The following is a 12,722-nucleotide window of genomic DNA, read 5'->3' as shown; positions in this document are numbered from 1 at the left end:
ATTTTCAATGCTAGTGAACAACTTATAACACATACCCATTATTTAGTTACCAATCATTTTTCGCATTTTAAATAACGTTTAGAGAAACAGGTGAAGTAGGTTTTGTTAGGCTTTTAGCCTCAAAGGGAGTAACTATAACTTCGTGATGATATTTTTTACAGTCATAAGAGCAATATCTATTAGTATATTTTAGTTTTATTGATCTGAATCACCTTTTTACAACTAAATTAAACAAAGCGACCCTAAATGCTGGCTGACACATCATAGGTACCTAGACCAAATATAAGGCTTACCAAGCAGGTAAAGCCATATTCAAAGTAAACCACGCTGATTGGAGTCAGGAGTACGCCAAATGCGATCACACTCACTCTGATAACCTTAAAACAAAAGAAGGCTTTGTAGGCGCCAATTTCGACAATACTGAGAATGCAGACAACAACGCATCACTGGTCATTAAAAAGCGGGTAATTACCTTAATTTTAGACACATGAACGGTGTTGCCCAATAATGGAGTTTTATGGACTAAGTCATAGAATGGGCACGAAGGGTATGTATCAAAAAAAAGTTAGCTGCGACTCGTTCACACATACCCATATTGGTATAAAGCTCATTTATTTCAGAACTAATTCTTAAGTACTATATATCAATATCAGTATTTAATCAGCGATATGACAAAATTCGATATAGAATAACGAAGGGGTCGGTTCACCTCTGTAATGAATACCATAGGTTTGGTGGACATCAGAATATTGCCAAGTTAAAAGAGAAAAAAAGATAAGTTGAAGTAAGATATTTTAAGGAAGGTTTACGTCAATGAAGCCTAAAAAATTAATATAATTGGAAAGTAAATCTACGGTTTTGAGTTGTGGGTATGTTATATTGACGTTAATGTAAAATTATAAACATTAATTACACGGACCTATTTTATGTACAGAGTTAAGCCTTTATTTGTGGGTGGTTTAGCAACCTTGTGTTTACCGGCCATTGCAGCCGACGAGCTAACTAGTTTTCAGTCGTTTAATGGCTACACAGGGTTAATTAATACCCCAACGGCAGAGGTATTAGATACTGGCATAATTGATATCGGTTATAATAACCAGTTGGATTTGCGTGGTGCTAAATATGAAGACGGCCATAATTTTATTTTTTCAGCGGGATTATTTAGTGGCTTTGAAGCTAGTGGGCAAATAGCTGCAAATTCCATGAATGATAATTTGTTTTATGAAGAGGGTCGCGGTCAGCTGCGCGATTTATCATTTAATGCTAAATATCAAATACCTTACATTCCTAAAAATTGGTTTAGTTTGGCGTTTGGCGCTAAAGATGTTGGCGGCGCTGCAAATAATTACGAAACGTATTATGCGGTCGCATCCAAAACGTTCGGTGACTTTAGGTTTAGTGCAGGTATGTCTAAAAGTGAGCGCTTGACCGGGCAAATGGATGGTGCATTTGCTGGAATTGAGTGGCAACCCTTTGATTGGTTTACTTTACAAGCTGAGCACGACGGCGAAGCTGAAAATGCAGCTGCGCGAATCACAATCCCTAAAAAGTGGCTTTATGATTTGGGCACACTGACATTAACAAGTCGGTTTTATAGCAGTAGCGACTTTGATGAGCAAAACACGTATTGGGGTGTTAACTTCAGTACACCACTAACAAGCAGTGTTAAACACCGCTCATTAGAAGCAGCGCCTCAGCCTATAAATGAGCAAAGTACAGTGGTTAATCGTGCTGAGTCACGCTATTTAACAGTTAAAAAATCGGCAATTAAAGATAACGCGTTAGCAGCTCAGTCAAGCCCCGTTATTAAACGCCATGTTGCACAGCACAATACTAAAGAAAATAATGCACCGAATAGTGTTAACAGGCAAGTTGCATCACTAAAGGCAAAGTTAGCGCAAGATGGTTTTGAGAATTTACTTGTCGGCTTTAACTCAGAAAATCAAATAATAGTTCAGTTTGAAAACTCAATATTTAACCGAAATGATATTGATGCATTTGGTTTGGTGTTAGGGCGTATCGCTGAGTACATTACCCCAATAAATGCGCAATTTAATGTCGTGCTTGCAAAATACGATATACCTTTAATGAGTATTACGGGACAAGTTAATAACTATCGTGAATTTATTGAAGGAGACATCACTCCTGATTTAAATATTACGAAAGGCTCATTAGTCATGCCTAAAGGGGTTACGTGGGTTGGTTTAACACGTACAAATAGCCCTTACTTCAAGCCTCGTGTTACTTTTGGTCCGGCTTTAACAAATGCTTACGCTACAGAGCTAGGTGTGTACGACTTTTCGCTTGCGCTGCGTGCTGACATAGACTTACCTCTTTGGCATGGTGCTGGGGTAACTGCGGGTGGTCAAGTGCATGTCGCTAATAGTGATGATTTTGACAACAATGCGCCTTTTAGGCGTTTGCGTGAAAAAACAGGAATTGATCGTGCTGTATTTTATCAAACATTAGAGCTACCGTTTGGTTTATATAACCAAACTCAAGTTGGTTTTTTCAAAGAAACTTACGATTATACAGGCATAACCAATGAAACAACTTGGTTAAGCGAGGCTGGTCGTCATAAAATAACGGCTAATGTAGGGTATTTTGAGTATGAAGATTACCAAGGTGATCGTGACTATAAAACGCTGTCTTACCAATATAATTGGGTTGAGAAAAACATCACGTTACATGCAACCGCAGGCGAGTTTTGGAGTGAAGACACAGGCGCCAAAGTAGAGAGCCGTTTTTGGTTCGGCGATAGCTATCTGTCAATATTTTTAGAAGATACGGCTGTCAGAAAAGTTGGCTTGGCTTTTAGTATTCCATTAACACCACGAAAAGATATGAACGTAATGCGCTTTGGTCAGATTAAGGGCAATGAGGCTTGGCGTCATACTGCGAGTACTCAAATTGGTGAGTCACATAACCAATTGGTATTTAACCAAGGTTATACTCCTAGTACAGCAATTAGTTTAGATAAAACTTTCTTAAACCAGGGACGTATGTCTAGTGATTATATCTATGGTAATTTATCTAGGCTAAAAGATGTTTATTTAAACTATAAGTAGTTTAGGGCATTTTCAAGTTTAAAAGCACATTACTTTTGGTGATGTGCTTTTTTATTACTTTACGCTTTGCTCGCTGGTCCCATAAGTGTTTAAACTTTTTATATTGCTCAGTTTAATCAGTTGCTTTGGGGATGCTGTATTAGTTGTTCAAGTTCATAAAGTAGTTAATCGGTACTGCCAATACTAAAAAAGGTACTAAAACAACAACATTATCAGTAATTACGTGCTCTATTATGGCTTTTAAAGCCTGGAGAAAATAGCTAAGGAATTCGGCCCACACGGTCAATATGGCAATGAGTTATTATAAGTTCGCTAACACAAAATACATCAAATTTAATTGGTAAATGTTCTTTACAGTCTTCGTCTTGGTGTAGCTTGCAATCGACATGTTGGGCGCGTTTTTTCGTTAATGACCAACTCCTGAATAAACCAGTAGCACTATTGACTGCGCAGTGATGAAATGTCGCCATCATTTATGTGGATCATACAAAAGTGTGCGGCTTATTTTTTACATATAGTTAAAATAATCGATATTTTAGATGAGTGGCTTTTTTTTTACCGATAAGTAACTTAAAGCGGCTATTAGAGTGCGAATATAAATGTATTCAACACTAACTAAGTTAGGTAATAAGTGTTATATTTGGGTTAATAAAGATTCGATTTTATTCTAGAGAATGTAGGGCTATAGCAATTCCATTGATTAATTGTTCACATTTGTTGTGTTTTTACTAGTTAAGGCTTCATTTTTAATGTGATGCTAACTATACAATGACGTTTTTTATCTAATTGCAGATTTACTCCATTAATTTATTAATAATATATTGTTAAAATGCACCAAGATTGGATATAATTTAAGCTAGAATAAAGTTCGCAAGAATTACGCTGTTACTAAGTATTACCTTAGTGGGTTCTTTTAATCCACTAAAAACTTAAAATATTAATTGAAATGGAAATAAAAGGACTCTCTATGTTTACTAACAAAAAATCACTATTGGCTTTATCTGTTGCATCAGCTGTTGCCTTAAGTGGTTGTGGTAGCGATAAAGACAATAACGAACCAGTAGCACCAGTTGTACCACCAGTTGTTGTAGTGGTACCTCCTCAAGCGGCTGCTGAGATTACATCTGTTGTTGTAGGTAGCGTTGTAGATAGCGCTACATTCAATGTTGTTGCTGCTAAAGTTTCATTTTTAGAAGCCGGTGTAGCTGCTACTAACTTAGTTGATTTAGATGGCAACGCTGTTACTTCTATGGATTTAGAAGACGGTAGCTTTTCTTTTGTAGTGAAAGACGGCGCTAGCCTTTCTAAAGTTACTGCTATTGTAAGTGCTGGCGGATATGTAACTAAAAGCTACATTATTAACCTTACTAAGTTAAGCGAAGGTGATGTTAATGTTCAACTACCACTTGTTTCTCAAAGTACTGAAGGCGTAGCAAGTTCTAGCACTTCAAAAGCAGTTTCTGGCGGTAGTTCAGCAGACGAAATCTCTGCATCAATTGCTGATGGTAAAGCTACTGCAAGCGTAACAATTCCTGGTGGAGCTATTTTACAGGATGCTGAAGGTAATGCTATCACTGGTAATACTTTAGATTTGAACTTAACAGCAGCTGATACAAGCACTTTTGCTGGTTCATCAATCACTCCACAAGGCTTAAATACTGCAGGTGCTACTTCGGTTATTAAACCTGTTGGCGTTGCAAGTGTTGAAATGAGTGACGAAAGTGGGGTGAAAGTTAAAAAGTTCTCACAACCTATCACTGTTTCAATGGCTATTCCTGCAAGCAAGGGTGTTCAAACTGGCGACGAGCTAAGCCTTTCTTCACAGAATGAAGATACGGGTGTTTGGTCTGCAGAAACTCAAAAAGTAACTGTAGGCGAATTAGTAGCTGCTGATAATTACTACAAAGCAAGCTTTGAAACTGACCACTTAACATTTTTTGCTGCAACTGAAGTTAAAGATTCATGTACCAATGAAATCCGAGTTTTAGCTTCTGGTGATGCTATTCCTGCATCGGGTCTAATTGTTTCATACGCTTCAGCTAACCTTAATGGCACCGACACAATTACAACTGATGAGACGGTAGTTGATGCAACTAACGTATCTGCAGATGATACTGCAATCGTTACAGTAAATGATGTTGAAGGTAACGAATGGTTTAAATCATCTTCAGAGGTTGCTGTATGTGGTGACATTAATGTTGCACTTGTAAGCCCTGTAACTTACGTATCAGAGTCATTCACAATTAATGGTACTTGTAGTAATGGTGCAGGAGAGTCATTCGTTGCTTCAGGCGCTGCTGTATACTACAAGCGTGAAGGTAAAGCACAAAAACGTGCAATGGGTGATGGCGCAGGTAACTACGCATTAAATGATTTAGTTAGTGGTGAAACTTATTCATTAACAGCTACTTTTTCTGGTGGGTTAGCTTCAATTGAAACACTTACTGCTTCAGTAACTGCTGATGATACTGATGAATCAGCATCTGTTTCACTTGAGTGTTCAACTACTACTGGCTCAACTGGTGGTAACTAGTTTTTAAGTAATACATATGGACTAACGTCCTAATGAGAAGCCGCAGAAATGCGGCTTTTTTATGTCTGATGTTAAGTAAACGAAATTATACAGTTATTTTTATATGGGCATTGATATTGGTTAGCTAGATCTGAAAGTTCAAACTCTAGTAGTCGAATAAATTTGGCCACGGATTTATGTGTAAACCAGTATCGCTTCTCTGGCTCATTGGGGTCAACATACCATTATAGTTGTGAGCTCTTACTTGGCTGTAATATCAAAAAATGTATTTAAACACCGCACTTTCAGCTTTTATAAGTCATTGATAACTTGTTTATGTTATCCATTTTGTTTTTAAATTTTTAAAAATCTCTCCATTGGACTGTTGTCTGAGCAATTACCTCGACGGCTCATACATTGTTCAATCCGATATCGCCATAGTAATTGTCGATAATGTTTACTTGTATATGTACTTCCCTGATCAGAATGAAACATGACGTTTTTGAGCGCTCTCGTAATTCATAGGCGATCGTTGATGCTTTCTCTGCATTCGGTTGTTACATAGCCAACCGACGGGTTTTCTGGAAAATAAATTCATAATAAACGCCAAGTATACCCAACGATTTCCAGTCTAGATAAACGTAATACCACCACACGAATTTCTGCTGTTTTATTAAACGAGTTGCAATATAGCGACTTAACGTAAAGCCTCTAGCTTTAGCAACTGTTGCTATTGTTCTAGGACCCGTAGAGCCGCACTTACTGCGTAAATGCTTTTACCATAACGCGTGCTTTAACTTTTTTAGGATTAATACTACGCGTCTTTTTGCCCAATATTTATAGCTACTACGATGTATATTAAATACTTCACGGCAATGTTTGGTAAATCAGTCATAGCTACCTAATTATTAATAAATTATAAGATGTTGTATTGACTCATTGAATTCACCGTAGCTTTTTTAGGATTTCCTTTTCTTCTTCAATAGGCACGCCGCTTTCTGCTTGTTTTAAAATGGCAAGGATCTGACTGTCTGAAAAATGTGCTTTTTTCATAATTTTCTCCTGTGTTTACAATAAGAGAAAATTCTACATTTGGCTTCTATTATTTCTTGGGGGATTATGCTGGCTAAGTAGCTATGATAATAGTTATCCTATTTGGATGGTCGTTTTAGCAAACTTAAGAGGTTGTAATTTAGGTCTTGCAAAACAATACGCAAATGTCAGTGGACCAACTCTGCCAATCAGCATAAGTAAAATAATTATTAGTTGGCTTGGCAAGCTTAAGTTACTAGTAAAATCCCGAGATAGCCCTACGGTACTCAATGCCGAGATCACTTCAAAAGTAATATCTAAAAGTGACGCTTGCTCAATTTTACTCATTATCATAATGCTCAAAAAAGCTGTAAATAAGTACAAAATTACAACGCTTAGTGCTTTTATCACAAGTTTGTCGCTTAGCTCTCTGTTAAGTACGGTTACCTGTGGTTTTTGGCGTAAATAGCTATACATAGCAAGTAGTAAAATAACAAAAGTTCCAATTTTAATACCGCTTGCTGTACTTACCGAACCACCACCTATTACCATTAATAACAATGTAAGTAATGTTGAGTCGGAAGTTAGCTGGCTAATAGGTAAAGTATTAAAGCCTGCAGTACGCGGTGTTACAGCTTGAAACCAGGCTGCAATTACTTGCTCGTTGAAAGGTAGGTTGGCCAGAGTGGCTGGATTTGAATATTCAAATAAAAAAATAAGCAAAAATGCACAGCAATTAATTACAGCACTCGCAATTAATACAATACGTGTATTGATTGCTAATTTATGCCAGCGACGTTGTTGATATATATCTATTAAAACGGTAAACCCCAAACCACCGATTATAAATAATGCACTGATAATAAGATTAACAGATATATCACTTTTAAAAGCCATTAAGCTATTACTGTCTAGCGCAAACCCGGCATTGTTAAAAGCCGAAATAGTATAAAATAGACTTTGGTAGGCGCTACCCGCAATACCATAGTCATCTACCCAGCTAATAAAAAGTAAGCAAAATGCTATAGTTTGAATTATTAGCGAGTAAGTTATTACACATTTAGCTACATGGATCACTCCATTTAAATCGCTTGTATCGAATGCTTGGCTTGCAAGTAGACGTTGTTTTAAGCCTAAATTTTTACCAATACTTAAAAACGAAATAACGGCTACGGTCATAAAGCCGATTCCTCCAATTTGAATAAGCACCATCACAACACATTGCCCAAATGTGGTTAGCGCAGTACCTGTATCAATAACAACTAAGCCTGTTACTGTAACCGCAGAGGATGCAGTAAAAAAAGCTTGAATAAAGCTAAGCGATTCAACACTTGCAAAAGGTAATAGTAATAAGCAAGTGCCGAAAATAATGAGTGTAAAAAAACCAGCAGTTAAAATTAAAGGGGGATTAACAGGCCTTTTGAAATTATTTAAACGGCGATTAAATTGCTTTGGAAGTACGTTTGCTTGCCAGTTGATCATAAGGCTTTAAACCGTTTGGTAAGTTTTGTTAAGTAATGCTTGGAGCCTAGTAATACAAGGCTATCACCATGGCGTAACTCGGTGTCGAGTGTTAGGTCTGTATTAAAGTTGTCATCTCGGCGTAAGGTAAGCGGCTTTATGTCTGAGTTACGCTCTTTTAATAGCCAGCCAATATTGCGCCCTGATAAATGTAAATCTATGGCAAGCTCAACAATGAATGTAGATTGTGTAAGCGCAAAGTACTGGCTAACCATAGGGTAGTTAAGTGCATGGGCGACTCTGATACCCATTTCTTCTTCGGGGTGAATAATACGGGATACGCCAAGTTTACTTAAAATTTGATGGTGACTTTTAGAGCACGCCTTAACCCATATTTGTTTAACACCAAGGTTTTTTAAATGCAGCACGCATAAAATACTCGCTTCTATATTTTCACCAATTGCAACTAATACAGCTTGGCAGCTAGTTAAGTCGAGTCGTGCAAGCTGTGTTTCATCACTAGCATCTAAAATGACGGTGTAATTTAACTGATTAGCAAACGCGTTAATGGTGCTTTCGCTTATATCGGCTGCGCAAACGTGATGCCCCTGATTAGCAAGCTCAAGCGAGGCGGTAACACCAAAACTACCTAATCCAATTACTGCAAACTGTGCCATGTGTGTTCCTATTAAAAAAATACGACATAGCAAAGACTATGGAATTTTAAAAAAGAGTCACCCTATATCAATTAAGCTTTATAAACATTTAACACTACAGCCAAAAATCTTTATAAAAACTTTATACACAACGTATTAAAAAGCAGTAACCTATAAAAAGAGAATTTTATGGGAGTGCACAAATGGGTATTAATAAATGGCTTAAGCCGCTTTTATTAACAACAATTGCGCCTATTTTTATTGTGCTGGCTATTTTTCCAGTTCGAGAGTGGCTAACGACCACCGACATTGTCATGTTGCAATTACTTTGGGTGGCATGGGTTGCGGTGCGTCAAAATGCAGCCTTAGCGGGAATTACAACGTTAGTTAGTGTGGCATGTACCGACTGGTTTTTTGTACTGCCGTACTTTACATTTCATATCGAAAAAATTGAATACTTAGTCACTTTTACTGTCATGCTTATAGTTGGCTTGATGATAAGTAAATTGGCGGGCGAGCTAAGTAAAAACGTTCGTGATACCCAGTTACATGCCAGTAATACACGATGTTTATATGAGTTAGCTAAGGCGCTTAATGGGCTTGATGATATAAACGCTCAGCGCCAAGTATTTACAACATCAATTAAAAACCATCTAGGTATTACACTTCGTTGGAACAATAATACAATGGATAATGGAGAGTACTTCAATATCGAACAAAACACACAATGGGGCGGCTTTATTTCAGATGCCGAACTTAGTCCTGAAAACCGTGCATTTATAGATACGGCACTGTCTTTGTTGTTTCAGGTCCACGAAAACTCAAATCTTAGAAACCAGTCGGCATCGATGAAAGTACAAGCAGAGTTAGAACGTGCTAAAAACGCATTGCTGCGTAGTTTATCTCATGATCTACGCACGCCTTTGGCTACTATTATGGGCTCATCAAGCATGTTAGCTGACGAAAATATTGAGCTGAGTAAGGCATCAATTACAGAACAAGCAAAAAATATTTATGAGCAAAGTGAAATCTTAAATCAGCATTTTAATAAAGTGATGGAGCTTAGTCGGGTAAATAAAATAGGAGAGCAGCTAGCATGGCAAGCTATCAACGTACATACACTTGTTACTGAGGCTAAAGCACGCAGGCAGCAGCAATTAAGTGGTTTTAACTTAGAGTTAGTCTTTGATAAAGCTACTTGTTGTATAGGTGATATAACACTTTTAGAAATCGCGCTTGCGAATATATTCGAAAACGCGGCACGTTACGGTGATGGAGTGGCGACAGTGGACTTTAATACTGAGCGAATTGGTAATATAACACACTATAAAATAGTGGTAAGCAATCTCATAGTCACTCATCCAAGCAGTTCGGATGAAGGAGTTGGGCTTGGTAGCGTAATTTGCGATGTAGTTGCGCAATTTCATCACGGCGAATTTGTATTAGCTATTGATGAGCTGACCCAAGTAGCTACAGCAATACTTAGCTGGAGTGCAAAGAATGATTAATGTATTGGTGCTAGAAGACTCACCTGCACTGCAAAGTTTTTTAAAAACATTACTAGGTGCCAGTGGCTACAACGTATCAATTAGTGCGAAAGGGCTTGATGGTTTTTCATTAATGAGTGAGCAAAGCTTTGACTTAGTGTTACTTGATTTGGGATTGCTTGATATGGATGGACAGGCTTGGTTACTTGAAGTACGACAATGGAGCCAAATACCAATATTAGTGCTTTCGGCTCGCGATGGCGAGGTGGAAAAGGTTACAGCACTTGATAATGGGGCAAACGATTATATAACCAAACCTTTTAGTGCAAATGAACTTCTGGCAAGAATGCGTGTGCTACTAAGAGTAAATACACAGCCCAGTTTGGCACTGAAATGCGGTAACATCATTATAGATCCGCATAAGCACACAGTTACGCTTAACAGCAGCGATGTAAAGCTCACTAATAAAGAATATAAAATTTTGCTTATGTTATTTCAAAATAAAGATAAGGTGCTTACTCATAATGCTATTTTAAGTCAGGTATGGGGGGATCAATACATTAATAGACCTGAGTATATACGTGTACATGTAGCGCAGCTAAGACAAAAACTTGAGGCAAATCCTGCAAGCCCTATTCATATCTTAACTGAGCCAGCGGTAGGTTATAGATTAGTTGGGTAGGCACTAAAAAATTATCGTCCTAAATTTAGCTATTTAGGACGATAAAGTTATACGTTTTCTAGTTTCGTTCCTTTGGTTTCAGTTACTAAGTAAATAACAAAAAGTACCGATATAAAAGCAAAAAAAGCATAGAGCGAATACGCGAGTGCAAGCCCTCCACCGGCTAGCAATATGGGAAAGGTCATAGTAACTAAAAAGTTAGCCAGCCATTGAGCAAGCCCTGCAACCCCTAAGCCTAATCCTCTCATGTTATTTGGAAATATCTCGCCGAGCATTACCCACATTACAGGACCCCATGAAAGGTTAAAAAAGAATACATATAAGTTGGCCTGTACGAGTGCAATAAAGCCCCAGTCGCCAAGTTGTAATTGTCCTTGAGGGTCTATAGTGCCGTTAGAAAATGCAACAACTAAACCAATGAGTGAGAAGGTCATGCCTATTGAACCGGTTAATAAAAATGGCTTTCGGCCTAATTTATCAATAAGCGATAAAGTAATAAAGCAGGCAACTAAGCTAATTATGCCACTAATAATATTGATTAAAAGCGCATCTGATTCTGAAAAACCAACAGCCTGCCATAATATAGCGCCATAATAAAATACCACGTTAATACCGACTAGTTGCTGTAATGTTGCAAGCCCAATTGCAATATAAACGACTGGTTTTAGCTTGAATGAGTGTGCTTGAAATAAGTTACTTATCTTTGTTTTTTCGCTATTACCTAATGACTGCCTTATTTCTTCCCACATTGATTTGGCGTTTTTAGCACCGAATAACTGCGATAGAATTTTCATTCCTGCTTGTTGTTTATTTTTCATTGCTAAATAACGCGGGCTTTCTGGAATAAAAAATAAAGTGACTAAAAAAATAGTTGCAGGGACTAATTCTATCCAAAACATCCATCGCCACGTATCAAAGCCTGACCAAAGTACTTCGGTTGAGTTCCCTGATATTTGTACTAATGAATAGTTACTTAAAAAAGAGCAAAATAATCCTAAAATAATAGCAATTTGCTGAATCGAACCACCGACCCCTACCATGTCAAGACGTTAGTTTGTCTACTTCAAAATATAAATAACCTTATGAAATAATTTTAATTATATAACTTTCAATACCTTATTTTTTATCGTTCATTCAGGTGAGCTGTTTTTTTATGGTTTTTACTATGTTTATCATCAAATTTAGGCGCTATTTAGGCACATTTTTAGAATGTCGAAAATGACACCTTGTTAGTGTAATTCTTAATATGATAAAAATGGGTTGGCTAGGAAAACCTAAACACTGAATTATTACTTAAGATAAAAAAGCAATATATACCAATTGGGGAAAAATACTGTGCGAAAGACGCATTAGGGGTGTGCTACATAAGAAGGCAAGACCACTGTTGTTACGACTCAATTTTAGCGCGTATTATCATGGAGCAAGCAAGCCCAATGTTAGGCCATGACTTAGGCGCGTATTCAGAGGAAGTCATTGACGGGTCAACAATACGCAGTTGCCCAGGATTAACACCTGTAGAGCTGAGTAACTTAGATTGGAATGCAATAGATTTAAGTGAATGGATAGACATTATGCTTGAGTCTGGAATTACCAGTTTTGACCAAGATGTTGAAAAACTGACGGGCTCTGGCCGTACATTAAATAACGCTCAACGTGATGATGGTATCTCAAGAAACGTAGATAGAGTAAAAGAAGCTAACTTGTCTGACAGGGCAGATGAAGCACGCGGATTAATTAATGCGGATGAAGTTGATTGCTCGTACAGCCCACGGCCACTTGCATGTTACTTTAATGATGATGGGGGTTAATATTTCATGAGTTGCC

At 37.5% G+C, this 12,722-nt stretch carries 8 protein-coding genes and 2 pseudogenes; 6 read left to right on the top strand and 4 right to left on the bottom strand.

The features are described from left to right. Positions 1–290 precede the first annotated feature (290 nt). The 3 genes and pseudogenes from GQR45_RS04690 to GQR45_RS04680 form a co-directional block, all read left to right on the top strand. A pseudogene (locus GQR45_RS04690) lies at positions 291–491 on the top strand (RNA-guided endonuclease TnpB family protein); the annotation flags it as partial. A 435-nt stretch (positions 492–926) separates the two neighbouring features. After that, a complete protein-coding gene (locus tag GQR45_RS04685; RefSeq protein ID WP_165725265.1) occupies positions 927–3,068 on the top strand; it encodes a YjbH domain-containing protein in 2,142 nt (713 codons plus the stop codon). 967 nt (positions 3,069–4,035) lie between these two features. Next, complete coding sequence (locus tag GQR45_RS04680) at positions 4,036–5,601, top strand: hypothetical protein (RefSeq protein WP_165725264.1); 1,566 nt, start codon at positions 4,036–4,038, stop codon at positions 5,599–5,601. A 339-nt stretch (positions 5,602–5,940) separates the two neighbouring features. Here GQR45_RS04680 and GQR45_RS04675 read toward each other — a convergent pair. From GQR45_RS04675 to GQR45_RS04665, 3 genes and pseudogenes are all read right to left on the bottom strand, one after another. Beyond that, positions 5,941–6,096: pseudogene (locus GQR45_RS04675) on the bottom strand (DDE-type integrase/transposase/recombinase); the annotation flags it as partial. Between the two features lie 630 nt (positions 6,097–6,726). Further along, positions 6,727–8,094 carry a TrkH family potassium uptake protein gene (locus GQR45_RS04670; protein WP_165725262.1) on the bottom strand — a complete coding sequence of 456 codons (1,368 nt, stop codon included), beginning with the start codon at positions 8,092–8,094 and terminating at the stop codon, positions 6,727–6,729. After that, the gene (locus tag GQR45_RS04665) at positions 8,091–8,750 is read right to left on the bottom strand and encodes a TrkA family potassium uptake protein (RefSeq protein WP_165725261.1); all 660 of its coding nucleotides are present in this window, start codon (positions 8,748–8,750) and stop codon (positions 8,091–8,093) included. Before GQR45_RS04665 ends, GQR45_RS04670 begins: the two co-directional genes overlap by 4 nt. Before the next feature lie 182 nt (positions 8,751–8,932). On the opposite strand from GQR45_RS04665, the gene GQR45_RS04660 reads away from it, so the two are divergent. Together GQR45_RS04660 and GQR45_RS04655 are read left to right on the top strand one after the other, a co-directional pair. Then, positions 8,933–10,237 carry a DUF4118 domain-containing protein gene (locus GQR45_RS04660; protein ID WP_165725260.1) on the top strand — a complete coding sequence of 435 codons (1,305 nt, stop codon included), beginning with the start codon at positions 8,933–8,935 and terminating at the stop codon, positions 10,235–10,237. Next, the gene (locus GQR45_RS04655) at positions 10,230–10,898 is read left to right on the top strand and encodes a response regulator transcription factor (RefSeq protein WP_165725259.1); all 669 of its coding nucleotides are present in this window, start codon (positions 10,230–10,232) and stop codon (positions 10,896–10,898) included. The genes GQR45_RS04660 and GQR45_RS04655 overlap by 8 nt, the downstream gene beginning before the upstream one ends. Before the next feature lie 47 nt (positions 10,899–10,945). On the opposite strand, the gene GQR45_RS04650 is transcribed toward GQR45_RS04655, so the two are convergent. Continuing rightward, positions 10,946–11,938 carry an MFS transporter gene (locus tag GQR45_RS04650; RefSeq protein ID WP_240920133.1) on the bottom strand — a complete coding sequence of 331 codons (993 nt, stop codon included), beginning with the start codon at positions 11,936–11,938 and terminating at the stop codon, positions 10,946–10,948. Between the two features lie 258 nt (positions 11,939–12,196). On the opposite strand from GQR45_RS04650, the gene traN reads away from it, so the two are divergent. Beyond that, the gene (gene traN, locus GQR45_RS04645) at positions 12,197–12,706 is read left to right on the top strand and encodes a conjugal transfer protein TraN (RefSeq protein WP_165725353.1); all 510 of its coding nucleotides are present in this window, start codon (positions 12,197–12,199) and stop codon (positions 12,704–12,706) included. Positions 12,707–12,722: the final 16 nt, after the last annotated feature.

The sequence above is a fragment of the Pseudoalteromonas sp. SA25 genome (genome assembly GCF_011378705.1).
In the GTDB taxonomy this organism is placed as follows: Bacteria; Pseudomonadota; Gammaproteobacteria; order Enterobacterales; family Alteromonadaceae; genus Pseudoalteromonas; species Pseudoalteromonas arctica.
This window is presented reverse-complemented; position numbering and strand designations above follow the sequence as displayed.